Here is a 23,850-nt window from a genome sequence, read left to right on the forward strand (position 1 = left end):
AAGTGACAGATCTTCTTTATATAAAAAAAGCTTCACAAGTAATTACCGTAAGCGGAAGCAGTGACAAGCCGAAATCTGGAAAAGCAATGGCTGAAATAGGCGTCATTGAAAATGGCAGTGTCGTAATAAGCGGTGACCGCATTGTATATGTCGGTACAGATCAAGCAGCAGAGGAATTTGTTAACACGCAACCTGAGACTGTAACTCTTGTAAGTGGGGAAGGCAAAGTGTTAACTCCAGGGTTGATTGACCCTCATACACATATTGTGTTTGCAGGGAGCCGGGAACAAGAATTGGAAATGCGCTTAAAAGGCGCCAAGTATATGGATATTTTAAAAGCTGGCGGAGGCATTTTAAGCACGACGAAAGCGACAAGAGCAGTTTCTGAAGAAGAACTGATCGCACAGACCGCTAAGCGATTAAATCGGTTTTTATTACATGGTGTCACAACATTGGAGGCGAAAAGCGGCTACGGCTTAACCTTAGAAGCTGAATTAAAGCAATTACGGGCAGCCCAAAAGCTAAATAACATACATCCCATTGATTTAGTTTCAACCTTTATGGGCGCACATGCTGTTCCTGCTGAATATAAAGAAAATCCTGACGATTTTGTTCAGCTGATTGTAGAGGAGATGCTCCCTGTCGTTGCTCAAGAAAAACTGGCTGAGTTTTGTGATGTTTTCTGTGAGGAAGGTGTTTTCACAATTGAGCAATCAAAACGTATTCTGGAGGAAGGAAAAAAGCTGGGGTTATTACCAAAGATTCACGCAGATGAAATTGTCTCTTTTGGAGGGGCGGAACTTGCAGCAGAGTTAGGTGCTGTGTCAGCAGATCATTTGTTACGTGCTTCAGAGCAGGGGATAAAGGCAATGGCAGAAAAAGGGGTGATTGCTGTGCTGTTGCCTGGGACTGCCTTTTTCTTAATGACTGAACCAGCCAATGCCCGAGAAATGATAGAAGCAGGCGTGCCAATTGCCCTTTCGACAGATCGGAATCCAGGCTCCTCGCCAACAGAATCATTGCCTTTTATTATGAATTTAGCTTGTTTAACAATGAAGATGACACCAGAAGAAGTGCTGACAGCCTGCACTATTAATGCAGCCCATGCCATTAACAGAGCTGAAGAGATCGGCAGTATTGAAGTAGGCAAAAAAGCAGATTTAGTTTTATTTGATGCTGTTAATTATCAAACACTTCAATACAATTATGCAGTTAATCTCGTAGATACAGTTATTAAAAGCGGCGAAATTGTAGTCAAAGGTGGTGCGATTTGTTGAAAGGAAAGAAACTTTCCATTCATATAGCTCGCTTAATGACAGATATTGATGAGCTCGGCCAGATTGGCATAAATGCTTTAGGTGGTCTTGACAGGACCACCTTTACTCAAAGTGAATTGGCAGCAAGAAATTGGCTGAAAGATCAACTTCATCAAGTGAATTTGATTGTTAAAACGGATCAGGCAGCTAATATTTGGGGCAAGCGTACAGGACAAGAAAAGCTTCCGAGCATTGTTTTCGGCTCACATCTTGATACTGTTCCAAATGGCGGGAAATATGATGGAGCGTTGGGTGTGCTGATTGCACTTGAAATCATGAGAGTATTTGAAGAAAACGAAATAATGACAAGACATCCGTTACAATTAGTGTCTTTTAGTGCGGAAGAGCCGAACCCTTTTGGAATATCAACATTTGGAAGCAGAGCAGTTACTGGTAAATTAACAAAAGAGGAAATTTTAAATGTAGCAGATCCAGCAGGAACTTTACTAACTGATGCCTTACAGGCAGCAGGCGGCGATCTGGATACTTTTGAGAATTGTGTGCTTCAGCCTGAGGAGTTAAGTGCCTATTTAGAAGTGCATATAGAACAAGGCAAAAGATTGCTAAATAGGTCCGTTCCCATCGGGATAGTAACCGCCATTACCGGAATTTATCGTGAGAGCATTACGGTAATTGGCGAGGCGAACCACGCGGGAACGACAATTATGGAAGATAGAAAAGATGCTTTAACTGCCGCTTCGGAGCTTATTTTATCCCTTGAGCGTGCCTGCTTAAATCATCCTTCGAATGAAGTGGTTGGCACAATCGGCAGGATGAACATACTCCCTAATGCGCCAAATATTATCCCTCACAAAGTGTGTATGACTTTAGAGATTAGAGGGAAATCATCTGTAGAAATACAAGATATATTGGCGGCATTTACGACAGAGTGCTTACGAGTGACAGAAAAGCGGTTTGTTCATATAGACAGGAAGGTCTTGCTTAATCAATCGCCTGCAAGTATGGATTCATTCATAATTGATACGATGAAAGAAATTGTGAGTAACTGGGAATATCCTTATTATCTCCTTGGCAGTATGGCGGGTCATGATGCTGCCCATATGGCGAATATCACCAAAAGCGGGATGCTGTTTGTTCCAAGTCTTGGCGGAAAGAGCCATTGTCCAGACGAGGAAAGCCGCTTGGAAGACATTGAAAAAGCAGCAAATACTTTGCTGCATACAATTCTTATGCTAGATCAAAAATTAGACACATAAAGGGGATAATAGATTGAGTGTTTTATATATGGCCGATTCTATTTATATAAATAATCAATTTCAAAAAAATCAAGCAATCTATGTCTTAGACGGAGTCATTAAAGAAATTGGTTTTAAAAATCGCTTATTAGAAAAATACAAAGGCGTTACTGTAATTGAATGGGAAGGAAAAGCAATTGTGCCTGGCACTGTGAATGCTCATAATCATTCTTTTCAAAGCTTATTAAGAGGAATTGCTGTAGATCGCCCATTTCTAGAATGGAGAGATCAAGCACTTTACCGTTATACTCCCTTACTAGATGAGGAGGCAATTTATACAGGTGCCTTATTTGCATTTGGAGAAATGCTGAAATACGGAGTTACGGCAGTAAGTGATTTCTTCTATGTTCATAATGGCGGTACTGCTACAGATGAAGCTGTCATTCAAGCTGCTAAAGATTTAGGTATTCGTCTCGTTTTTGCAAGAACAATGTACGATTGGGAAGGGGCCCCAATAAGTTATCGGGAAACAGTGGGAGAGGCAGTGGACCGGACACGAAAATTAGCGATTAAGTATCAAGGTGATCCCATGGTTTCCATTCATCCTGCACCTCATAGTCCTCATGCAGCTTCTCCTGCAATGATTCAAGCAGGACATCGCCTCGCTAAGGAGCTAGGAACACCCTTTCATATTCACGTGGCAGAAGAAACATTTGAAGTCGATGAAATCCTTGGAAAATACGGCTTGCGTCCAGTTCATTATCTCCATTCACTTGGTGTGGTAGATGAAAGCATGATTGCTATTCATTTAGTGTGGTTAGAAGATAGTGAAATTAAGATATTAGGCCAAAAAAACGCAAGGCTTGCGTATTGCCCATCCAGCAATATGTTTTTATCAGATGGAGTAACAAGAATTCCTGACTTACTGGATGCGGGAGTTCGCATTTCACTCGGATCTGATGGAGCTTGCAGCAATAACCGCATCAGTATTTTTGAAGAAATGAGAATGTGTTCTCTGCTGCAAAAAGTTACACGCCTTGATGGAACATGCATTAATGCTAAACAAGTATTCGACATGGGCACGAAAGCAGGAGCTGAGATGTTGCAGCTTCCAACTGGAGAGTTGAAAGTAGGCATGAAAGCAGACTTTGTTACATTAGATTTAAATGATTTATCTCTTTCTCCTAAATCTGAACTATTTGCCAATATAGTCTATTCCATGCAGCCAAATGCTATTTCAGATGTTATCGTCGATGGAAAGCTGATAGTAGAAAACGGTCAAATTAAGACAGTTTCAGAAGCGGAAATTGTGAAAAGAGTAGACAGCTTAATGGGAAAATGGCAAAGCATACAAGAATAATAAAAAGATGCAACCAAAAAAATGCTGGTTGCATCTTTTTGTTGAAACAATATAATTCCTAACTCCGTTATAAGTATTGGTAATAAAAATAGAGGACTTATTCAAGTTTTGTTGGAGATGGAAAGTATGAACAACCAAAACAAATCGCAGTTTGATTATTATTTATTGTTAATCATTCTGCTGTTAATGATAATCAGCACGATAAATATCCAAAGTGCTCAAAAATTTCTGCCATACACAGCAAATTTTGCTGGCCAGCAAGTATTTTGGTACATAGTTGGACTGGTTATGTCGGCTGTCATTTATTATTTTGATTTTGAACAAATAAAAAGAATGTCTTTTTATGCTTATTTATTAGGAGTATTAATGCTCGTTGCCTTATTTTTTGCTCCTTCGTCGATTGCACCTGTTATTAAGGGAACGAAAGCCTGGTTTGTGATTGATAAGATTGGCTCCTTGCAGCCTGCCGAATTCATGAAGGTATTTTTAATTGTTTTCTTAGCAAAGGTCACCGTCGACCATAACAAGAACACCATTCATCGAACAATTGCGACTGATATAAAATTAATTGGGAAGATTTTAGGAGTTACAGCGATTCCCATCCTGTTTATCTTAAAGCAGCCAGATGCAGGAACAGCAATGGTTATTGCCACCATTATGTTTGGGATTATTTTTGTGTCAGGTGTAAATTGGAAGCTGCTTGTCATATTCTTCTCGAGCGTAATTTCCATCATTGGTGCCTGCGTTTATATCTATATATATCAACCTGATACTTTATTGTTATTTCTAGATCAATATCAAATAGAGAGAATCGATTCATGGTTAAACCCGTTTGAATACAGAGGAGGAATAGGATATCAGTTAACACAATCAATCTTGGCCATTGGCTCAGGGACAACATCAGGCAAAGGTTACTCCAATGGAGAAGTCATTATCCCCGAAGCCCACTCGGACTTTATATTTTCCGTTATTGGGGAAGAATATGGATTTTTTGGGGCAAGTGTTGTATTAGTTTTATATTTTCTGCTAATCTATCGAATTATTAGAATCTCAATAAACAACAAAGGGGAATACGAAAGCATCATTTCGGCTGGAATTATATCAATGTTAACCTTCCATATTTTTGAGAATATTGGCATGGTAACAGGACTTGTGCCGATTACCGGTATTCCTCTGCCTTTATTAAGCTATGGCGGTAGCTCCATTTTCGGAACGATACTGTCCTTAACATTAGTATTAAATATCTCTGCTAAAACGAAATACTATATGTTTGAAGGAAATAAGTATGATTAGCATTGTTATTGGCAGACTAAAAACTAACAAAGCATAACTATACGGAATTAAGGGTATACTTTATTGAGTTATCCAAAGAAGATTATTCTCTTATGTATTTTAGTTTGGTGTGGCTGGAGAAAGTTAAAGAAATTTTAAATAAGTTTATAAATAAATACCCTTGTTAAGGAATAAATAAAGTTACAGGGTTATTTGGAAATTTGCAGACTTATTTAATTTTCTTTATTGTCAGCTTAAACCTTTCACATAATACATATTAGAAAGGAGAGAAAAAAATGGAGTCAATATGGTTGGAATATGCTTGGGCATTGTTGATTTTAATTGGCTTAGAAGGGTTGTTATCTGCTGACAATGCATTGGTTCTTGCAGTAATTGCGAAGCATTTACCTGAAGATGAGAAAAAAAGGGCAATAAATTACGGTATAATTATCGCCTTTATTTTTCGATTTGCAGCACTGTTTGCGATATCATTTATTGCAAACGTCTGGCAGGTACAGGCAATCGGTGCCGTTTATCTGCTTTATTTAGGCTTAAAGCATATCTTTAAGGCATGGTTTAAGAAAGAAAAGCCGCATACGGAAGTGGAAGAAGAGGCTAAAGGAAAGGGCTTCTTACCTACTGTGGGAAAGATTGCATTAGCAGATTTAGTTTTTGCGATTGATTCCATTTTAGCGGCAGTTGCTCTTGCCCTCGGCCTTCCTGATTCACCGCTTGGTGAGTTCGGCGGTATGGATGGAGGACAGTTTCTCGTTGTTCTTCTTGGTGGGATTGCCGGCCTAGTTTTAATTAAATATGCAGCCACATGGTTTGTACAGCTGCTTGATAAGCGACCTGCATTAGAAACAACAGCATATGTAATTGTAGCTTGGGTCGGTGTCAAGCTTAGCGTAATTACCCTGGCACACGAAGATATTGGTGTACTGGACCATCATTTTCCCCATAGCACTGGCTGGACGTTAATCTTTTATGGAGTATTAGTAGCGGTAGCATTAATCGGCTGGTTTGCGCCAAACAATAAAAATAAGGCTAAGAAAGACCCTGCCTAAAAATCAAAAGCTTTATTCCCTTATCCACTTGGGAGTAGAGCTTTTTTAGTGTGTTTTATAGCATTAGAAATAATAACTCAGGGCATCTTAGTAGCAGAATGGAGGACTAGTTATGAATTATCGAATGCTCTTATCTCTTTTTGTTATTTTTTTTAGTTTATCTACTGCTGCTGGAGCCGCAGGGGAAGTGCCTTTAACAGCTGCATTTGTGCGCAACAATCAGCTGTGGGTGAAGGAGGGAAGTGAAGAAAGACAGCTCACCTATTCTCAGCATGTATATAACCCTAAATGGTCCTTTGATGGCCGTTTTATTGCGTATATAGATGGGGATGAGCAAGGTGAAAAGTCTGATCTGTATATTTATGATATGGTCAAAAACGAAAGCTATCAACCATATGTGCAAGTGAGTGCAACGGATTTCAAATGGTCACCAAATAATAATCAGTTAGCTTATAATGATCAAGGAATATTAAACGTCACTAAAATAAAACACGGACGGCCTGAAATGTTTGAGAACGTTTCTTTAGGTGTCAGCGGATTTGAATGGTTTCCGAACGGCAAAGAATTTATTGTGTCTTCTCAATCCAATTTATTACCGACAGGTTGGGGCCCCATTGAATTATTTAAAGTTGCAGCTGATGCAAACTTACAACAAGAAAAGATTCATCCCTTTTTTACAATCCTGACTAATAAAGATTTATTTGCAATAACGGCAGAGGAGTTTAAGTGGAGTGATGATGGAAAGTGGCTTAGCTTTCTGGCTATTCCGACAGCATCCTGGTCCAATGACAGTAATTCATTATGTGTTATTACAGCAAAGGGAGAACGTTTTCAAGAGGTCGGCAAAATGCTGAACAATCAGGATTGGTTTAATTGGGCCCCGAATAAAAATCAGCTTGCCTATATTTCTGGTGAAGGAAGATTTCTCGTTGAAAATAAGCGGACAACCATCGCAGAAATGCCTGCTTTTATCGGACAGAAAGTTTATACACCAAAGGGGGATGTTGACTTGGATTTGTCATGGTATTCTCCTGATGTAGTGATTGTTGCTCGTTCTAAGGAAAATAAAGAATGGAAGGAAGGCCCGGTACCTACAATGTATACTAGCCTTTATTCCATTCATTTGAAGTCTAATGACCAAAAGCAATTGACAGCACCTAAAGAAAAGGAACGAGATGATACCCCTCAAGCCGTTAATGGCTATATAACTTGGGTCCGGCATATGGAAAATGAGCAAAATAATGTTTGGATTAGAGAAGGGCTTGAAGGCAAAGATAGTATATGGATTAAAAATGTTGAGTCTGAACCTGTTTTTTATATAGAGAAGCATAAATTATAGCAGCTTGTAAAAAGGCGTGAGTATGGAGAAGTCTCACGTCTTTTTATATGGCCTGCTTTTTATCATGTGTAGACGGATTAGAATCTGCGATAAACCTGTTTAATACTTTTTTCGCTGCTGGCATAAAGTATTGCAGAACAAGTCCTCCTAAACAAACCGTTAGTAACGTACCAATGCCAATTGGTCCACCTAAACTGAATGCAATAATTAAAAATACTAAATAAATAAATGTTCTCGAAAGAAAAATAGTTGTGTTAGTTAGTTCCTGAATAATTAATGTTAACCGATCGACTGGAATTGGAGCGAAGTTTGTGTGTAAATATATGGCGGTTCCAAATCCAATCACAATTAAGCCGCTAATAAAACAAATCAATTGGCTATACCAAATTTCAGGTGTTATTAAACCGTGCAATAAAAACAGCCATAAATCGATGCCAATTCCAGTTATAAAAGCTGTTACCAATCCTAAAGCTTCAGGCTGCTGTCTTTTTAACAAGGAGTTAAATAAAATCAAGATAATTGCTAAGATAAATTCCCAGCTGCCGGCAGTTAGCCCTATATTTTGAGATAAGCCAACTAAAAGGGCGTCAAAAGGTGAAGTTCCAAGATTCGATTGAATCGTTAAGGAAATTCCACAGGTTAAAATAAATATCCCTATTACATAAAATACATATTTCACATGATTGCCTCCTTGGAATTTTATTGCAAATGCAACAAAAATACATTATATTTAATATAAGATATCTTTATTGCATTTGCAATAAAATTAGTGGGCTTATTATAAATAAAAGGAGCAGCATTTCAAATGACATTAGAACTTAAAATATGTACAGTTAAAGATTTACAAAAGCTTCGAGAAATCAGTTATGAAACCTTTAATGAAACATTTAAAGACCAAAATTCACCTGAAAATATGAAGAACTACTTAGATAAAGCATTTACTTTAGAGCAGTTAGAGAAAGAGCTGTCCAACATTTCATCCCAATTTTTCTTTCTATATTTAGATAAGGAATTGGCTGGATATTTAAAGGTAAATACGAATGACGCACAAACTGAGGAAATGGGGACTGAGTCACTTGAAATCGAAAGGATTTATATCAAAAGCCGATTTCAAAAACACGGACTTGGGAAGGTTCTTTTCCAAAAAGCACTTGATATTGCCAGAGAAAACAATAAAAAGAAAATATGGCTTGGCGTCTGGGAAAAAAATGAAAATGCTATAGCCTTTTATAAGAAAATGGGATTTAGGCAAAAGGGAGCTCATTCCTTTTATATGGGTGATGAAGAACAGACTGACTTTATCATGTGTAAAACACTTTAATAAGGCGCAAAAGAGAAATGAACAAGAATAACGTTCATTTCTCTTTTGCTTAGTCTTTTAACGCTTCAGCACTTTTAGAAAGCAGTCTCTGTATTTTGCTCCATTCGGCAGCAATCCAACGACAGGATAAACATCATTAATTCCTTGTATAGGGTCATGTAACACCATCTTTGGTTGCATGTGTTTTTCGTCTACGAGAAGGGAAGTACGAACAGCTCTTGCTACTTGTCTTATTATATTAAAAATTATTATATGGTATGGATCTTCCTTTAACCGGAACGATTGTGTCCTGACGGTGTATTGATATGCCGTACACACTGAATTATCTTGCAGTGCAATTTTATATATAGCTGATATATCAAAAAAAGATGGTGTTCCTATTGTTAGGAACACCACCTTTTATCAGGTTGTTAAGAATTTTGTGCTTCTTCATTCGAACGCTTATTGCCTTTATAGATGAAGTATAAAGAAATAATCATAAATAGTAATGCAAAGGCCCGTTTCATATCCAATTCAATAACTAAACTATTGAACCAGCCAAAATGATCAATTATCACTCCAATTACTAGTTGACCGGCAATCCCCGCGATATTTGTTGCGATTACCCCAATTCGAGGAACGGCGATAACAGTCAGCAGCAAATAGGCTGTGCCTAAAAAGGCTGCACTTAATTGCCACTTAGGTGCTTCTAAAAGTGCAAGAATATCCCCATGTCCAAAAAAGATAATGAAAACAGTAAGAAACAAGGTTCCAGTTAGAAAAGTTAAAAAAGTAGTTTCAATTGTGCCTGCTTTGCGGCTGAATGTACCATTGATAGAAGATTGAGCGCTTAGTGTGATACCGCCGATTAATGTGAATAAAATCATAAATAACCCCAAATTGATAACCTCCTAGTTTATTAATATAAGTGCGATAATCATAGAGATTACGGCAAATATCTTTTCCTTGTTAATTTTAGTCTTTTTACTGCCAAGCCATCCGAAATGCTCAATTACCATGCTCATCACCAGTTGTCCGATGATGACTGCAACCATTGAGATTCCAACACCGACGTATGGAACACTAATAACAATAGCAGTTAAATAAACGACACCTAATCCGCCGCCAAGCAATGTCCACTTAGGTGCTTTTAATGTATAAGAAAGATCTCCTTTACCAAAGAAAATCCATAATAGCCCCATAATAATAGAGCCCATAAAGAAGTTATAAAAACTTGTTTCTATTTGTCCAATTGTTTTTCCCAGTTCAGCATAAATAGCTCCTTCAAAGCTGAGCGCTGCTCCAGCCAGAAGGGCTAACAAATAAGAAAGATAGCGCATAAAATCAGTTCTCCTTTTTTGAATAATTATATATCTAGAAATATAGATATAGAGTCTTAAAAAAACAGAAATCCATGCAAAGTTAGATTTCTGTTTGAAAATACTTTGCTAGCTGTTGAATAAACTCCTCATTTCGCCTGTAGTATGTCCATTGACCATGACGAATAGAGTCAAGCAGTCCAGCTTTTTGCATCATGTTTAAGTAGCTAGAAACGGTAGATTGAGAAACTTTAGCCTTTTCTTGAATATCCCCAACACAAACTCCGCCTTTGTAGCTTACCTCCTTAGGCAAATGAGCGCCTTGTTTTGGGAAATGCTTCTCAGGTTCCTTCAGCCACTCTAAAATATTCAATCTTGTTTCATTAGAGAGTGCTTTAAATACATGAATAGGTTCCATGGTACCGATTATATCGGTTTTTTTAGATATGTCAATTTTTACTTTTATAAGAAATGCTTAACGGCCTTTTATTGAGTAAATGAGTTAATATCTGCAATAATATACTATATACATTATAAACATAGATGTAATATTCATAAGGACAAAAGGAAAGGAGTTCCCTCATGAATATTACATCATTTATAATATACTGCTTTATCGTAACATTTACACCAGGTCCTACTAATATCGTTATTTTATCAACAGTGCACAATTTTGGTACTAGAAAGGCAATGGAATATACATATGGAGCAACGGTTGCGTTCGGCCTACTGCTTGTTGTATCTGCTTTTCTGAACTCTGTGCTTTATACAATCATACCCAAGCTTTTAATGGTGATGCAGATTATCGGCAGCTTATACATGATTTATCTGGCAGTGCAAATATATAAAAGTGATTCAGCAAAAGGCAATTTAATAAATAATACAGGCACGTTTTTATCTGGATTTATCATGCAATTTGTAAATCCTAAAGTAATTCTGTTTACGATGACCATTATTCCAAGCTATATCATGCCGTATTTCCAGTCAGCATCAGCATTGATGACAAGTATAGCCGGTATTACTTTCATCGGTTTTTTAGCCTTTATTACTTGGGTGCTTTTCGGCGCAATATTTAAAGCCTTTTTGCAAAAACATAAAAAGGCAGTCAATCTTCTAATGGCTTTATTTCTAGTATACGCCGCTGGAATGATGTGGTTTTAGCAGAGAAAAAAGGGGTGGTTGCAGTGGAGAAATTTATTTATAAAAAATCAGCTGGCATAACTGCCTTAGCAGCCAGTATGTATGAGTTTACCTATAAAAAGCATGCTCATAAAGAGTATGCAATAGGGGTCACATTACGCGGCATTCAACGATATCATTTAGATGGCAGTTTGCAGTTGTCCCATAAAGGCGGCGTCATGTTTTTTAATCCAGAACAAGCTCATGACGGGATGGCACATGATGATGCAGGCCTTGATTATGTGATGCTTTATATCGATCCACAACTGTTCTTAGAGGTATCGGAGAAAAAGGAAATAATCAAGTTTTCAACACCTATTGTATACGATAAAATCCTTCAGCAAAAAGTTATAAGACTAGCTAATGCTATTCTTAATAAAAAAGGGGAAGCTGTCTGCAGTGAGTTGCTGCTGTCGCTAACAGACAGTCTTGTTCAAACAAACCTCTCTCAAGAATATAAAAAAGATAATGTTCTGATAAGAAAAGCAAAGGAGATGCTTCGTGCTAACTTACTGGCCGTTCCTAAGCTTGACGATATAAGCGGTGAGCTTGATTTATCAAAATATCAATTTATCCGAATATTCAATGCTCATACAGGAATCTCCCCATATCAATACTTTCTAAACAGCAAGCTAGAACAAGCAAAGCAGTTAATAGAAAGAAAGAGAGATATCTATGCTGCTGTAGCAGAATGCGGTTTTGTAGATTTACCTCATTTAAATAAACATTTTAAAAGTGTCTATGGAACGACAGCATATGAATATTTGTCTAATTTAAATTGACTGCTAGACTTTGTCTAACAGTTTTTTTATGCATGAGGAGGATGAAACTTATCTGATGAATAAACGTATGTAACATTACCGGATTATGAAGAAATGGATAGGAGGGCTTTTTTGAAAAATAATGATGAAGAGAAAAGTAAAATTGAAACAGACGACAGTTGGAATCGAGCGCTGTATGGCAGTCCTACCATCGGTGGCTTTATTGTTATCGGAATCATCATTATCATCATTGGATACAAAATTTTATTTTAGCAAGGCAATAACCTTAATAGGAGTTAAAAATGAATCTTAAAAAAAGCCAAGAATATGTTTCGTTAGAAATTAGAGATTGGAACAATACAAATTTTGCAGCAACTTTATACGAGATTTGTGATTCTCACAGAACCTATTCTAATGATCAGATTGAAGTCCACCAAGTAGTTAAGCTAGGCAAAATTAATAAAGAGTGGAGATTTGTGATTATCTTAAATATCACACAGGATTTAGATAATTTAGGTACTTTAATAGAAGGACTGGGTTGATATACACATGTAATAAATTCACTTGAACTAATTTATATAACGTTCAGGTGTTTTTTTTAGTCTTTTTACTTGACTTAGAGTTAACTAGAAGGCGTATTCTAGTAATGTTAAAAAAAATGAAACTACTAGGAGGCTAAGAAACATGACAACAGCTAAAGCGCGAGCAGTTGATGGTCCAGACAAACCGTTCAGAGCGGCAGAAATTAAGAGACGGGACCTTGATTTACATGATGTTTTAATTGAAATTAAATATGCAGGTATATGTCACTCTGACATTCATACTGCCCACGGCGAATGGGGTCCTGTAAATTACCCTCTTGTTCCAGGTCATGAGATTGCTGGTATTGTTACGGAAATCGGAGCGGAAGTAACAAAATATAAAGTAGGTGACCGCGTTGGAGTCGGGTGTATGGTTGATTCTTGCGGCGAGTGTGAAAACTGCCAAAAAGGAGAGGAACAATACTGCCTGAAAGGAAATATCCCTACTTATGCTGGTGTAGATAAATATGGCGAGCCTACACAAGGTGGCTATTCTACACATATCGTTGTAATAGAAGATTTTGTTGTCCGAATTCCTGATAATATTGAATTAGATGTGGCAGCACCGCTGCTATGTGCAGGAATTACAACTTATTCACCACTGAATCGCTGGAATGCTGGACCAGGTAAAAAAGTAGCCGTTGTTGGGTTAGGCGGACTTGGTCATATGGCTGTGAAAATTGCCCATGCGATGGGTGCTGAGGTTACTGTTTTATCTCAAACATTGAACAAAAAAGAAGACGGCTTACAATTTGGGGCAGCTGATTATTATGCTACTAGCGATCCAGCTACATTTGAGAAGCTTGCTGGAAAATTTGACCTTATTATCAATACAGTAAGTGCAAAGCTTGACCTTGATGCGTATTTCTCTTTGTTAACCCTTGATGGAACAATGGTGAATGTTGGCGCACCTGGCGAGCCTTTGTCACTAAATGTGATGTCTTTAATCGGCCATCGCCGTTCATTTGCTGGTTCTATGATTGGCGGTATCCGAGAAACACAAGAAATGCTCGACTTCTGTGCGGAGCATAATATTGTTCCTAATATTGAAATTATCTCTGCAGATGAAATTGACGAAGCATATCAACGTGTTTTAGCTTCTGATGTAAAATATCGATTCGTTATTGATACAAGCACCATGTGATTTTTTGAGTGAAGGATGTCCCAAAGGGGCATCCTTTTTAGCTGTTTACAAATTTTATCAGAAAGCTTTAAAATTTCGCTTGGATAGCTTTAATAAAGACATTAGCAGCTTCAGAAAAAACTTGATGCTTGCGCCACACAATATTTAAACCAGATTCAAGGTTAGGCTCTAGCGGTCTAAAGCATAAATTGCTATCACTCGATGTATTCACTATTTTATCAATAGTAATCGCATAACCAATCCCTTCATCCACCATAATGGCGGCATTATAGGCAAGATTATATGTGGTGACAATATTTAATTTATCAAAATCTTCACCGAACCAGTCTGCAAATTTATTTGTCGAGTATGTCTGTTTGATAGCCTGTCGTGAACATATTAAAGGCAGCTCCAAAAGTTCAGCTGCTCGTATTGCCGGTTTATCAGCGAGAGGACTGTCTTTGCGCATAACAACACCCCAAACGTCCTTAGCTGGGATATTCATATAGTTGTATTTGGATATATCTGCAGGTTCAATTAGGATGCCAAAATCGAGCAGCCCTTTGTCAAGCCGATCTGTAACATCGTCCTCGTTTCCGCTGTAAAGATGATAGCGTATATTAGGATACTTTAACTTTACGTCGTTAATTACACGGGCAATCCATCTCATCGCATCCGTTTCACCGCCGCCGATATAAACATCTCCGCTAATAGTTTCCTCCATTGAATGAAATTCCGATTCCAATTTATCGACCATGTTAACAATTTCTGCTGCTCTGTTTCGCAGCAAAATGCCTTCATCTGTAAGAATGATACTGTGACTGCTGCGAATAAACAATTTTTTTCCTAATTCCTTTTCCAAATCTTTCATTTGTCTTGATAAAGTCGGCTGTGTAACATGCAGCAGGTCTGCAGCAGCTGTGATATTACCAACCCTGGCAATTGCGAGGAAGTAGCGTAACACCCTTATTTCCATCTGTATTCCCCCTTCATTATGTTTAAGTATACATGTATCCAGAAATGCTTAACAGACATTTCTAGATATGAGATATAAGTATTGGTTATATGTGAAAATCGAAGCTAAAATAAAAGCAAATGATTAAATCACATATGAAGGGAACATAAAAAAATGTCCGTAATTGCCAACAAAGTAGTCATCATTACGGGGTTTTGTGTTTTGAAATTCAGAAAGTTTGAGGTGTAATTTTGGTCAAGAATAATAAATTGCTTATCATGATATTAACCATCGGTGTATTTGGCATTATCAATACAGAAATGGGGGTTATCGGAATATTGCCTGCTCTTGCTGATCACTTTAGTGTCAGTGTCTCAAAAGCAGGCCTGCTGGTTAGTCTCTTTGCCCTTGTTATCGCAGTTTCTGGGCCGACAATGCCATTATTTTTTTCAGGCTTAGACCGAAAAAAAGTAATGCTACTTGTGCTTGGAGTTTTCATTATCGGTAACATTGTGTCCATCTTTACTACTAATTTTACCATTGCATTAGCTGCTAGAGTTGTACCTGCGCTGTTCCATCCTATTTATTGTTCATTAGCGTTTTCGGTAGCAGGTTCTTCGGTCCGTAAAGAAGAAGCACCTAAAGCTGTTGCTAAAGTATTCATAGGAGTATCTGCCGGAATGGTCATTGGTGTGCCAGTCGCAAGCTTTATCGCTGGCAGTATGTCATTACAATTGGCGATGTCGTTCTTTGCTGCAGTGAATATAGTCGCGTTTATTGCGACATATTTATTCGTGCCAAGCATGCCTGTTAAAGAAAAGCTTTCATACGGCTCACAGTTAGCCATCTTGAAAAAGCTGATTACTTGGCAGTCTATCATTGCAGTCGTTTTCCTTAACTCTGCAATATTTGGTGTATACAGTTATCTTGCTGAATATTTAACATCAGTAACATCCATGTCTTCTGCCTCGATTACTATTATGCTGACTGTATTCGGTGCAGCCAATATTATTGGAAATATAACAGCAGGAAAGCTGTTGACGAATAATGCTCGAAGAACGGTCATCGCATTTCCGTTTTTATTAGGAGCTGTTTATATGGTGTTGTTCCTATTTGGTCATTTCTCCATCCCAATGGCAATCATAACGTTTATTTGGGGAATTCTAGCTGGGGTGGGCGGCAATATCAATCAATATTGGATCATGTCCTCTTCACCAGAAGCTCCAGACTTTGCTAATGGATTATTTATTTCAGCTTGTAATTTAGGTACAACGATTGGCGCTGCTGCTGGCGGATTATTTATAGCTCAATTAGGAATTCAATATGTAGTCTTAGTAGGTTTTATATCATTAATTTTCGGGACCATCTCAATCTTGCTAAGAAACTATAAATATCGTTCTAGAACTAATCAGCTTGCTGGTTAATAGCACTATAAATGGGCAGGTGGAAAGCATTTGTTAATAACAAGGATTACAGTGGAAGTAAATCGGCTTCAAGCGCGAAATGCTGCCCTTTTTGTGGCAATAGCTCAGACCTTTCGCAGCGAAATAATCCTGACTAAAAAAGGAAGGTCCGCCAATGGCAAAAATATAATGAAAGTGATGGACTTATCTGTAGCAGAAGGTGATAAAGTTACCTTATTTGTAAATGGGGAAGATGAGCAGGCTGCCATTAGCAAGCTTAAGTATTGTCTAGTAGAAGAAATAAATGCCGAAATCTGATTTCCAAAATGAAAAAAGAAGTTAATCTCACTTAGATATAACTTCTTTTTTCATTGGAAAACTTAAGCAGTATGTATCTAATAATAAAACCAGTAACAACCCCAGGAATTACAAACATCATTGGCAAAAAAACAGGGCCGAGTGACTGGCCAAATAAAGTAATCTTACTAGAATAAATTAAGCCGAGTGTAACGAAAGCAGCCGCAGATAAAAAGGGAAGAAAAGACAATTGTTCATCAGCAGGCATCTCGTATTGATATGCATCCCACATAGAGAAGAAGTATAAACAAGCATAAAATAATAACCATTCATAATTGATTACTTCTTCTGCTTTAGAGAATTCCCCTAAATAGCTGTACATAATGGAAGTATTAAAATGACTATATACGTTTATAAGAATCTCTGTTAGTACAAATAATGTACCTTTAAAGAAATGTCCAGTTAATAATTGGCTGAAACCTGGTAACGCAATACTCCACATAATCGCCTGGAATTTACCGATTTTCTTCATATAAACCCTCCTTTACTATAGTTTGGATAGAAAGACAGTAGTTATTCCAGTTATTTGTATAAATTAGCAAAATTTGTTCATTGTTCCTTTTGTAAAAGTTGCGGAGCTTCCCAAATAATATAGTTCTTTAATTCATCCTGAAGAGCAGTCCAATCCAATACTTCTTCCATGTGGAAAACACCTGTGCGGGAATTGTTTTCACACATATAGCAAGCAGCCCATACGGTTACCAATGCAGTTATTTTTGCTTCTTCTTTCCCATAAAGCTCTGTTTCTAACACGATTGGCTTCCCTGATTTACGTCCGGTAACGGTAATTTTTACACAAAACATCGGCTTTCCAATCGAAATTCTAGTTAACAATTTTGTAGACAAGCGAATAGGCAGGAAACGAAGCAGTCCAATTGCTTTCAAAAAGGCTAAAGCACCAGTTGCAAAGCGTGAATCAAAACAAAGATAAGTGGTGACAACATCAACTGCTATTGTATGATGCAAAACATGTTGATCTGCAAAATCAAAATGATAAGCGTTTCGCCAGCCAAGCTGTTCACCAAAATAGGCAGACTTCATGCCGCCAAAGCTTTTCAACTTCACCTGTTTACCTTTTATCCATTTATAATAGTCCGTTTTTGCTTGCCGTATTGTCCAATCAATGGCAGCATGCCCATGTGTATCTCCTAACCCGAGCATTAAGAAAATATCCACTGCGTCTGTATGGTCGACTTTTTCTGCCATCCAACTAGCCAGTAGATTCGTTATTCCCGGATTTAACCCGACACTGAGCATCGCTGCAGCATTGGAGTTAACTGCTAAATCATGGAGCTGTTCCACTTCAGCTAAAAACCGGTATGATGCAGAAATATCGATATAATCAATCCCTGCTTGAAGACAGGTGGTAGCAAATAGAGCATTTTCTTGTTCCAGACAAACAATGACGAGTTTTACACCTGCCAGTAAGGATGCAGGAACAGCTTTATTGATATCTAGTAACAGCGGCAATACCTTTCCATTTGTTGATGCAGAAAACGTTTCCGCTTTCTCCATGCTTCTGCCAGCAGCATACACATAGCCGGGATAAATTTCTCCTAACTTACTGCATATCAATCTTCCTACATGTCCATAACCACCAACGATAACAATATCTTTCCTTTCCAAAAAAACCACACCTTTCTAAATTTCCATAACTATAGGAACAGTGTATAGAAAGGTAAGTTAAGAAAATATCCCAGAATCATGGGATATTTTTTATTTATGGAAAAGTGTGGAAGTGTTAATATGTGCTTAGTAGGTTTTTGTTGAAAGAGGTGAAGTTAGTGGAATTATCGGAGGGTCAAGTAGTTAACTTTATTAGTACTATTAAGAGCAGTCTCTATAAAGTAAGCGCCCTCCCTTTCCATTACTTAGGAAGGGGAGGCTGAAATATAAACCATAGCGAGCTTATGCTTAATAAGGATAATAGCCAAGCGACCCAAGGTTTCCATTTATGTACAGCTAATAAAGAAAAAGTAATGATGTTAAACAAAAAGGACCAGCCAAGAGTCCAGCCGTAATGATGGAAAATACTTTTATTCACATAAGCAATTATTTCAATACTTTCAAAAATCACAGCCCATAATATAATCCAACCAATTCTATGAAAGAAAGAAGAAGGAAATCGTCCTAAGAACACAACAATAACAGACGGATAAATAAAAAATGCGATTGCGGTGCTAATTAATGTGTGGGTAGGGAGAATAAAGTGATCAACCCAGACAGGGTGAAACTCCCACACTCTAAAATCATGAAGTAGGGAAGCGTACAGCAAATCACCAATTATCCAAAATAATAATGTCGAATACCATTCATTAAAACGTCTCCAAACACCAAAAAATAAACTAATGAAGATAAAAAATACAACAAACATTGTTTGCATAATTGCATAATAACCCCTAAGTAAATGTATTTTGTATTTATTTTCAGCTTATAGATATATTATTATGCAATATTTGGATTACAGCTTTTTAAATCGATTGTTAGGGGGGGCTTTTTTTGAAAAAGAGTAACTGTTTTTTCATAAGTCTTGGTTTATTAGTAATTTTGTTGAGCGGCTGTTTAAGTAATGACAGATATTATATAGTCGTTGAAAAACGTGCAGGAGAAAATGCTGATTACAAGGAATTCAAAAAGATCACTAAACAAAAGCAGATTGAAAGAGTGAATCAGATTGTAGGCGGATTAGAATGGAATAACGGAAGTATAGATATACGACCAGCAGATTACAGATACAGTGCGCAGTCTGATGATTCTGACACAGAAATTAAATCATTAAGCTATGATATTTGGCTAAATGACGAGAAAGATAAAGTAGAATTTATTGTCTCATCTTCTAAAAAACCAATATATGCAACTAAACAGCGACGATAAAAGGTCGGCAGAACTGTTTGAAATACTTATAGAGGAGAAATAAATAAAAGACACAACGGCATAAAAGGAGAAGAATAATCTTGGATAAACTATATTTGATAGATGGATTCGGCGGCTCACCTGATATAAATTGGCTTGCTGATATTAAACAAAACTTTAAAGATTTTTTAGAGATACTAGTAGTGGAATACACGACTGTCTCAGTTGCAGATGTAAAACAATGGGACAGTGACTTAGACCGAGCTGTCAGCAATGCGCAAGATGCGTATTTTGTATGTCATAGTTTAGGTTGTGTTACTTTTTTAAGATTTCTTCTTCGTCATCATATACAGATAAAGGGAGCGGTGTTTGTATCAGGATTTGCACAAGCAATTAAAGATTTTCCACAATTCGATAATTATATGGATAACTTAGATTTAAACAAAATCACGCATTTATTAGGAAAGTCATTTATAATATCCTCTAGAACAGATCAGATAATTGATTGGCAGATAACGAATGTGTTAGCAGAAAAATTAGGGATTCCATTTATTTTATTGCCTGATGGAGGGCATTTTACTTCAGGTGAGGGTGTAATTGAAATGAATTGTGTTAAGGATATCATCCGTTCTCAGTGGCTTTGATAGACATTAAAAAGGAGACTGCAAAAAATGCAGTCTCCTTTAAAATGTTTCATAAACAATATCTCCAGTTCTAGAAATATCATAATCTCTTAAAAGTTGTATTTCATCCCGAAAGTGGGCAGAGTTTAAAATATCTTTTACTGTCTGGATTAACGGTTCATTTTCAGAAGTTTTTAACATAACTAAATCGTAGCTTTCTGATATTAACGGTACAAAGTCGATTCCGACCATTTTTGCGGCTTTTTCAATTCCAACCCCAACATCAGCCATTCCATTTGCAACAGCTGTTGCTACACTATAATGGTTCGATTCTTCCTTATCATATCCATTTACCTCACTTGAAAGGATATTGTTTATTCTGAGCTGTTCATCAAGGAGAATGCGTGCTCCTGAACCTTTCTCACGATTGACGATTTTTATGTTTTTTCGCTGTAAATCTGTCCAAGCAGTCAAGCTTAACGGATTGCCCTTTTGAACATAAAAGCCTGCTTTTCTTGATAAGAGATTAAGTAAAATAAGGGGGCGTCCGACTAATATTTTTTTTAAATAAGGAACATTATAGTCTCCAGTATCTCCGTCAAACATATGTAAACTAACAATATCTCCTTTGCCATTGTACATGGAAATCAGGCTGTTTAAGCTTCCCGTGTAGGAACGCAATGCTTGATAAGATGAGTGTTTCTCCATATATTTACTCAGAATATCAAGAACCATGTCTTGTCCGCTTATTACAATGGTTTTCGCATCAGTTTCGCCTTTCGGTACAGTTACAGAAAGGTTCGAAGTTTGTTTTGTTTTATGGTTATTTATATAAACGTCTAAATCTCTTGAATCAATCCTCATCTGCCTCCCAACACGGAAAACTGGGATATCTCCTTTTTTAACCATATCATATAAGGTAAGCTTGGAAACTTTTAATAGTTGAGATACCTCTTCAATCGTATAAGAAAATTCTTTTGACATTGTGCACCCCTCCATTAATATTTTAACGTAATCGTTAAAAAAATAATTAAGTAAATAAAAATTTCTAAAAGTTTTCACAATTTTCGACTTGCAATTAGTTATAATTAGTTATAATCAATTATAACTAATTATAAGAAGGGGATAAAAAATGAAGAATTACTATCGTTCCTTATTAAGTGTGCTTTTATTATTGATTTTCCTTAGCGGGTGTTCAGCAAACGACAAAACGACTGCAGAAAATAATAATAAACAAGATGCTAGTCAAGATAAAGTGGAATTGACGGTCTCTGCTGCTGCGAGTTTGCAAGATGCTTTGACTGATATTAAAGCAGACTTTGAAAAGGAAAACCCAAACATAATCCTCCATTTTAATTTTGGCGGATCAGGAGCATTGCAGCAGCAAATCTCCCAGGGAGCACCTGTTGACGTATTTGTCTCGGCAGCAGAAGATAAATTTCAGATTTTGGTGGATGAGGGACTTATGGAAAAGAGTGACAGTACAGATTTAGTTGGAAATGAACTTGTATTGGTAGTCCCTAGAGATTCGGATAAAGGGATTAAGGGCTTTGAAGATTTAACAAAGACAGGTAAGATAGCTCTTGGTACGCCTGAATCTGTGCCTGCAGGACAATACGGTAAGGATACATTAGAAAGTTTAAATCTTTGGACTAAGTTAGAGGATAAAGTGATTTACGCCAAAGATGTGCGCCAAGTACTTACATATGTTGAAACAAATAATGTGGACGCCGGGATTGTATATAAAACAGATGCATTAACTTCCGATAAAGTAGAAATAGCTGCAACTGCAGAGGAAAGTAGCCATGATCCGATTATTTATCCAGCAGGGGTGATCAAAAATAGTACTTACTATGCAGAAGCAAAGACCTTCTATGACTATTTGCAAGGTGTTAATTCCTTAAAAATATTAGAACAATATGGTTTTAAAGGGATGAAGTAAAAAAGATGACTGCTGACTTTTTAGCACCTGTTATATTATCAATTGAAATTGCAGCTGTTTCAACATTATTTGTCATTGTATTTGGAATAATATTCGGGAAACTGATGGCAGGCAGAAAATTTAAGGGAAAAGTATTAGTTGATACAATTTTGCTTTTACCTTTAGTACTGCCTCCAACGGTGGTAGGTTTTTTATTAATTATTATTTTTGGCCGGAACAGCCCGGCAGGTCAATTTATCGAATGGGTTTTTAATCAGCCGATAATGTTTACTTGGTGGGCAGCAGTGATTGCTTCTACAGTTGTTGCATTTCCTCTTATGTATCAGTCATCCAGAACAGGCTTTGAAGCGATTGATGCAGATATAGAAAATGCAGCACGTGTGGATGGAGCCGGTGAATTACGTTTAATGATGTTTATTTCCATTCCGCTCGCCTTAAAGTCAATTGTGTCTGGAGCAATCTTGAGCTTTGCAAGAGCATTAGGGGAATTCGGAGCAACCTTAATGTTTGCAGGCAATATCCCAGGAAAAACACAAACAATCCCAACAGCTATCTATGTTGCTATTGATTCAGGCAATATGGACATGGCTTGGCTGTGGGTAACGAGTATAATAGTTATTTCGTTTTTTATGTTGGCAGTTGTATATTTTATAAGGTCTTAAAGGATATATCGCCCTTATTTGTACTTAAGCGTAATTAACCTCGGCAGCATATAATAAACAAACTGTAAGGAGGAATTATTATGCATCCGAGTATTATTACTGGGTTAAATGGTGGTGCACTTTATCAAAACTTTCCGAATCCATCATATGGAGCTTGGAATCAAAAGCTGCTTGGAGTCACACCATATCACTATATGTTAGGAGGGCAACAATATAATATTGCTCCAAGACCTCCAGGGGCACATCCTTTTTTTCCTTATTTAGGACCAAATTTGCCGGTAACATTTAGAAGTTAATTTTAACCAGTTAGTATAAACTAACTGGTTTTTTCTTTAATTTGTCTATTAATATTTTATTTTTATTGAATGTTATGTATAATAATGCATATAAAACGGACGTAAGAAGCTATTCTTTAAGTTGAAAGAAGTGTTTATGTGAGTTTGTATTTTGCTTATGTAATGGTGGGACTTGCTATTGCAATGCCAGTAGGTGCAATTACAGTTGAAATGACAAAGCAAGGTTTGAAAAATGGTTTTATGCATGGCTGGGCAGTTGGTATTGGCGGAATGACAGTTGATCTGATCTTAATATTTGCCCTGTATTTTGGATTAGCAAAAGTTTTGGCGATTCCTTTTATTCAAATGCCATTATGGATAGTCGGGGCGATTTTCTTATTCTTTCTAGCCTATGATTCCATAAAAAATGCCGATAAAGATATAACAATGGCAGGGGAGAAAGCTAATAAATCACTTTTCAAAACATATCGTAATGGTCTGCTTGTAGCTGTTTCTCCTGGGAATTTAGTGTTTTGGATTTCGGTATTTGGAGCTGTTTTAGCAGATTCATATGAAGGCAGTGATTCAAACAGCTTTATTATTGTAGCACTAGGAATTATCTCAGGCATTTTATTACACGATATTGGCTTACTGACAATTGTGTCTTTCACCAGAAAAATAATGAACCGCCAAATGATTAAATGGACTTCCATCATTGCAGGCATTTTATTATTTGGATTTGGGTTTTATTTCTTATATGAATTCTACATAGGTATTCAGTCGCTTTTTTCTTAAAAGTTAATGTAAAGGTAAAGACAGCTGCTAACAATTGCAGCTGTCTTTTTCATGCTTATTTGTCATTTTTAGATTTTAACGTAAATAAAGATATAGGGAAAGTGTTATTAAGATGTACTTTGAGAGTTTTAGGCAATGATTTAAGAGAATTATGATAACGCTTTTTTTCGAT

The 23,850-nt window shown here is 37.0% G+C and carries 30 protein-coding genes; 20 read left to right on the forward strand and 10 right to left on the reverse strand.

Features of this window, described 5'->3' with window-relative positions:
- Positions 1-2 precede the first annotated feature (2 nt).
- From hutI to MKX82_RS23620, 6 genes are all read left to right on the forward strand, one after another.
- Positions 3-1,277, forward strand: a complete 1,275-nt coding sequence (gene hutI / locus MKX82_RS23595; RefSeq protein WP_341080566.1) for an imidazolonepropionase — start codon at positions 3-5, stop codon at positions 1,275-1,277.
- Complete coding sequence (locus tag MKX82_RS23600) at positions 1,274-2,533, forward strand: Zn-dependent hydrolase (RefSeq protein ID WP_341080568.1); 1,260 nt, start codon at positions 1,274-1,276, stop codon at positions 2,531-2,533. The genes hutI and MKX82_RS23600 overlap by 4 nt, the downstream gene beginning before the upstream one ends.
- 13 nt (positions 2,534-2,546) lie before the next feature.
- Positions 2,547-3,872, forward strand: coding sequence for an amidohydrolase family protein (locus tag MKX82_RS23605; RefSeq protein WP_341080569.1), 1,326 nt, complete (start codon positions 2,547-2,549; stop codon positions 3,870-3,872).
- A 126-nt stretch (positions 3,873-3,998) separates the two neighbouring features.
- Complete coding sequence (locus MKX82_RS23610) at positions 3,999-5,165, forward strand: FtsW/RodA/SpoVE family cell cycle protein (protein WP_341080570.1); 1,167 nt, start codon at positions 3,999-4,001, stop codon at positions 5,163-5,165.
- Positions 5,166-5,440: 275 nt separating this feature from the next.
- Positions 5,441-6,211 (forward strand): TerC family protein, encoded by a 771-nt coding sequence (locus MKX82_RS23615; RefSeq protein ID WP_233315491.1) that lies wholly within the window; start codon positions 5,441-5,443, stop codon positions 6,209-6,211.
- Between the two features lie 112 nt (positions 6,212-6,323).
- The gene (locus tag MKX82_RS23620) at positions 6,324-7,550 is read left to right on the forward strand and encodes a TolB family protein (RefSeq protein WP_341080571.1); all 1,227 of its coding nucleotides are present in this window, start codon (positions 6,324-6,326) and stop codon (positions 7,548-7,550) included.
- Between the two features lie 43 nt (positions 7,551-7,593).
- Here the strand turns inward: MKX82_RS23620 and MKX82_RS23625 are convergent, their stop codons facing one another.
- Positions 7,594-8,229 carry a YczE/YyaS/YitT family protein gene (locus MKX82_RS23625; RefSeq protein ID WP_237942450.1) on the reverse strand — a complete coding sequence of 212 codons (636 nt, stop codon included), beginning with the start codon at positions 8,227-8,229 and terminating at the stop codon, positions 7,594-7,596.
- Between the two features lie 126 nt (positions 8,230-8,355).
- Here MKX82_RS23625 and MKX82_RS23630 point away from each other — a divergent pair, with 126 nt between their 5' ends.
- Positions 8,356-8,871 carry a GNAT family N-acetyltransferase gene (locus MKX82_RS23630; protein ID WP_341080575.1) on the forward strand — a complete coding sequence of 172 codons (516 nt, stop codon included), beginning with the start codon at positions 8,356-8,358 and terminating at the stop codon, positions 8,869-8,871.
- Between the two features lie 57 nt (positions 8,872-8,928).
- Here the strand turns inward: MKX82_RS23630 and MKX82_RS23635 are convergent, their stop codons facing one another.
- The 4 genes from MKX82_RS23635 to MKX82_RS23650 all read right to left on the reverse strand — a co-directional run bounded on the left by MKX82_RS23635 (position 8,929) and on the right by MKX82_RS23650 (position 10,587).
- Positions 8,929-9,267, reverse strand: a complete 339-nt coding sequence (locus MKX82_RS23635; RefSeq protein WP_341080578.1) for a hypothetical protein — start codon at positions 9,265-9,267, stop codon at positions 8,929-8,931.
- A 14-nt stretch (positions 9,268-9,281) separates the two neighbouring features.
- Positions 9,282-9,749 carry a DMT family transporter gene (locus tag MKX82_RS23640; RefSeq protein WP_233315487.1) on the reverse strand — a complete coding sequence of 156 codons (468 nt, stop codon included), beginning with the start codon at positions 9,747-9,749 and terminating at the stop codon, positions 9,282-9,284.
- A 12-nt stretch (positions 9,750-9,761) separates the two neighbouring features.
- Positions 9,762-10,190, reverse strand: a complete 429-nt coding sequence (locus MKX82_RS23645; RefSeq protein ID WP_233315486.1) for a DMT family transporter — start codon at positions 10,188-10,190, stop codon at positions 9,762-9,764.
- 82 nt (positions 10,191-10,272) lie between these two features.
- Positions 10,273-10,587: an ArsR/SmtB family transcription factor gene (locus tag MKX82_RS23650; protein ID WP_233315485.1), complete on the reverse strand. Its 315-nt coding sequence runs from the start codon at positions 10,585-10,587 to the stop codon at positions 10,273-10,275.
- 164 nt (positions 10,588-10,751) lie between these two features.
- Between MKX82_RS23650 and MKX82_RS23655 the strand changes: the two genes are divergently transcribed.
- The 5 genes from MKX82_RS23655 (at position 10,752) to MKX82_RS23675 (ending at position 13,834) form a co-directional block, all read left to right on the forward strand.
- The gene (locus tag MKX82_RS23655) at positions 10,752-11,330 is read left to right on the forward strand and encodes a LysE family translocator (protein ID WP_233315484.1); all 579 of its coding nucleotides are present in this window, start codon (positions 10,752-10,754) and stop codon (positions 11,328-11,330) included.
- A gap of 23 nt (positions 11,331-11,353) precedes the next feature.
- The gene (locus MKX82_RS23660) at positions 11,354-12,130 is read left to right on the forward strand and encodes an AraC family transcriptional regulator (protein ID WP_251647910.1); all 777 of its coding nucleotides are present in this window, start codon (positions 11,354-11,356) and stop codon (positions 12,128-12,130) included.
- 111 nt (positions 12,131-12,241) lie between these two features.
- Positions 12,242-12,382 carry a hypothetical protein gene (locus tag MKX82_RS23665; RefSeq protein WP_233315482.1) on the forward strand — a complete coding sequence of 47 codons (141 nt, stop codon included), beginning with the start codon at positions 12,242-12,244 and terminating at the stop codon, positions 12,380-12,382.
- A gap of 29 nt (positions 12,383-12,411) precedes the next feature.
- A complete protein-coding gene (locus MKX82_RS23670) occupies positions 12,412-12,651 on the forward strand; it encodes a hypothetical protein (RefSeq protein WP_233315481.1) in 240 nt (79 codons plus the stop codon).
- Between the two features lie 142 nt (positions 12,652-12,793).
- Complete coding sequence (locus MKX82_RS23675) at positions 12,794-13,834, forward strand: NAD(P)-dependent alcohol dehydrogenase (protein ID WP_233315480.1); 1,041 nt, start codon at positions 12,794-12,796, stop codon at positions 13,832-13,834.
- Between the two features lie 67 nt (positions 13,835-13,901).
- On the opposite strand, the gene MKX82_RS23680 is transcribed toward MKX82_RS23675, so the two are convergent.
- On the reverse strand, positions 13,902-14,789 hold the full coding sequence (locus MKX82_RS23680; protein WP_251647912.1) for a LysR family transcriptional regulator: 888 nt from the start codon (positions 14,787-14,789) through the stop codon (positions 13,902-13,904).
- A gap of 230 nt (positions 14,790-15,019) precedes the next feature.
- On the opposite strand from MKX82_RS23680, the gene MKX82_RS23685 reads away from it, so the two are divergent.
- A complete protein-coding gene (locus tag MKX82_RS23685) occupies positions 15,020-16,192 on the forward strand; it encodes an MFS transporter (protein ID WP_341080588.1) in 1,173 nt (390 codons plus the stop codon).
- Between the two features lie 30 nt (positions 16,193-16,222).
- On the forward strand, positions 16,223-16,489 hold the full coding sequence (locus MKX82_RS23690) for an HPr family phosphocarrier protein (RefSeq protein WP_233315477.1): 267 nt from the start codon (positions 16,223-16,225) through the stop codon (positions 16,487-16,489).
- Between the two features lie 31 nt (positions 16,490-16,520).
- On the opposite strand, the gene MKX82_RS23695 is transcribed toward MKX82_RS23690, so the two are convergent.
- The 3 genes from MKX82_RS23695 to MKX82_RS23705 form a co-directional block, all read right to left on the reverse strand.
- Entirely contained in the window at positions 16,521-17,000 is a 480-nt protein-coding gene (locus MKX82_RS23695; RefSeq protein ID WP_341080590.1) for a hypothetical protein, read from the reverse strand.
- A gap of 77 nt (positions 17,001-17,077) precedes the next feature.
- Positions 17,078-18,154: a saccharopine dehydrogenase family protein gene (locus tag MKX82_RS23700; RefSeq protein WP_341080592.1), complete on the reverse strand. Its 1,077-nt coding sequence runs from the start codon at positions 18,152-18,154 to the stop codon at positions 17,078-17,080.
- Between the two features lie 241 nt (positions 18,155-18,395).
- Positions 18,396-18,911: a CBO0543 family protein gene (locus MKX82_RS23705; RefSeq protein WP_233315474.1), complete on the reverse strand. Its 516-nt coding sequence runs from the start codon at positions 18,909-18,911 to the stop codon at positions 18,396-18,398.
- 116 nt (positions 18,912-19,027) lie between these two features.
- On the opposite strand from MKX82_RS23705, the gene MKX82_RS23710 reads away from it, so the two are divergent.
- Positions 19,028-19,402, forward strand: coding sequence for a hypothetical protein (locus MKX82_RS23710; RefSeq protein ID WP_341080594.1), 375 nt, complete (start codon positions 19,028-19,030; stop codon positions 19,400-19,402).
- An 80-nt stretch (positions 19,403-19,482) separates the two neighbouring features.
- A complete protein-coding gene (locus MKX82_RS23715) occupies positions 19,483-20,025 on the forward strand; it encodes an RBBP9/YdeN family alpha/beta hydrolase (protein ID WP_233315472.1) in 543 nt (180 codons plus the stop codon).
- Between the two features lie 39 nt (positions 20,026-20,064).
- Here the strand turns inward: MKX82_RS23715 and MKX82_RS23720 are convergent, their stop codons facing one another.
- The gene (locus MKX82_RS23720; protein WP_341080597.1) at positions 20,065-20,988 is read right to left on the reverse strand and encodes a helix-turn-helix transcriptional regulator; all 924 of its coding nucleotides are present in this window, start codon (positions 20,986-20,988) and stop codon (positions 20,065-20,067) included.
- A gap of 148 nt (positions 20,989-21,136) precedes the next feature.
- On the opposite strand from MKX82_RS23720, the gene modA reads away from it, so the two are divergent.
- From modA to MKX82_RS23740, 4 genes are all read left to right on the forward strand, one after another.
- On the forward strand, positions 21,137-21,946 hold the full coding sequence (modA, locus tag MKX82_RS23725) for a molybdate ABC transporter substrate-binding protein (RefSeq protein ID WP_341080598.1): 810 nt from the start codon (positions 21,137-21,139) through the stop codon (positions 21,944-21,946).
- A 5-nt stretch (positions 21,947-21,951) separates the two neighbouring features.
- Positions 21,952-22,608 (forward strand): molybdate ABC transporter permease subunit, encoded by a 657-nt coding sequence (gene modB / locus MKX82_RS23730; protein ID WP_251647919.1) that lies wholly within the window; start codon positions 21,952-21,954, stop codon positions 22,606-22,608.
- Between the two features lie 80 nt (positions 22,609-22,688).
- A complete protein-coding gene (locus tag MKX82_RS23735; protein ID WP_341080602.1) occupies positions 22,689-22,904 on the forward strand; it encodes a hypothetical protein in 216 nt (71 codons plus the stop codon).
- A gap of 138 nt (positions 22,905-23,042) precedes the next feature.
- On the forward strand, positions 23,043-23,678 hold the full coding sequence (locus MKX82_RS23740; RefSeq protein ID WP_233315467.1) for a LysE family transporter: 636 nt from the start codon (positions 23,043-23,045) through the stop codon (positions 23,676-23,678).
- Positions 23,679-23,850: the final 172 nt, after the last annotated feature.

It is taken from the genome of Niallia sp. FSL R7-0271 (assembly GCF_038005785.1).
In the GTDB taxonomy this organism is placed as follows: Bacteria; Bacillota; Bacilli; order Bacillales; family Cytobacillaceae; genus Niallia.

Bases quoted from the DNA above. Each gene is read 5' to 3' on its own strand.
- MKX82_RS23610 (WP_341080570.1), top strand. From the start codon at position 3,999: ATGAACAACCAAAACAAATCGCAGTTTGATTATTATTTATTGTTAATC.
- MKX82_RS23615 (WP_233315491.1), top strand. From the start codon at position 5,441: ATGGAGTCAATATGGTTGGAATATGCTTGGGCATTGTTGATTTTAATT.
- MKX82_RS23620 (WP_341080571.1), top strand. From the start codon at position 6,324: ATGAATTATCGAATGCTCTTATCTCTTTTTGTTATTTTTTTTAGTTTA.
- MKX82_RS23630 (WP_341080575.1), top strand. From the start codon at position 8,356: ATGACATTAGAACTTAAAATATGTACAGTTAAAGATTTACAAAAGCTT.
- MKX82_RS23645 (WP_233315486.1), bottom strand. From the start codon at position 10,190: ATGCGCTATCTTTCTTATTTGTTAGCCCTTCTGGCTGGAGCAGCGCTC.
- MKX82_RS23650 (WP_233315485.1), bottom strand. From the start codon at position 10,587: ATGGAACCTATTCATGTATTTAAAGCACTCTCTAATGAAACAAGATTG.
- MKX82_RS23655 (WP_233315484.1), top strand. From the start codon at position 10,752: ATGAATATTACATCATTTATAATATACTGCTTTATCGTAACATTTACA.
- MKX82_RS23670 (WP_233315481.1), top strand. From the start codon at position 12,412: ATGAATCTTAAAAAAAGCCAAGAATATGTTTCGTTAGAAATTAGAGAT.
- MKX82_RS23675 (WP_233315480.1), top strand. From the start codon at position 12,794: ATGACAACAGCTAAAGCGCGAGCAGTTGATGGTCCAGACAAACCGTTC.
- MKX82_RS23680 (WP_251647912.1), bottom strand. From the start codon at position 14,789: ATGGAAATAAGGGTGTTACGCTACTTCCTCGCAATTGCCAGGGTTGGT.
- MKX82_RS23695 (WP_341080590.1), bottom strand. From the start codon at position 17,000: ATGAAGAAAATCGGTAAATTCCAGGCGATTATGTGGAGTATTGCGTTA.
- MKX82_RS23705 (WP_233315474.1), bottom strand. From the start codon at position 18,911: ATGCAAACAATGTTTGTTGTATTTTTTATCTTCATTAGTTTATTTTTT.
- MKX82_RS23720 (WP_341080597.1), bottom strand. From the start codon at position 20,988: ATGTCAAAAGAATTTTCTTATACGATTGAAGAGGTATCTCAACTATTA.
- modA (WP_341080598.1), top strand. From the start codon at position 21,137: ATGAAGAATTACTATCGTTCCTTATTAAGTGTGCTTTTATTATTGATT.
- modB (WP_251647919.1), top strand. From the start codon at position 21,952: ATGACTGCTGACTTTTTAGCACCTGTTATATTATCAATTGAAATTGCA.
- MKX82_RS23735 (WP_341080602.1), top strand. From the start codon at position 22,689: ATGCATCCGAGTATTATTACTGGGTTAAATGGTGGTGCACTTTATCAA.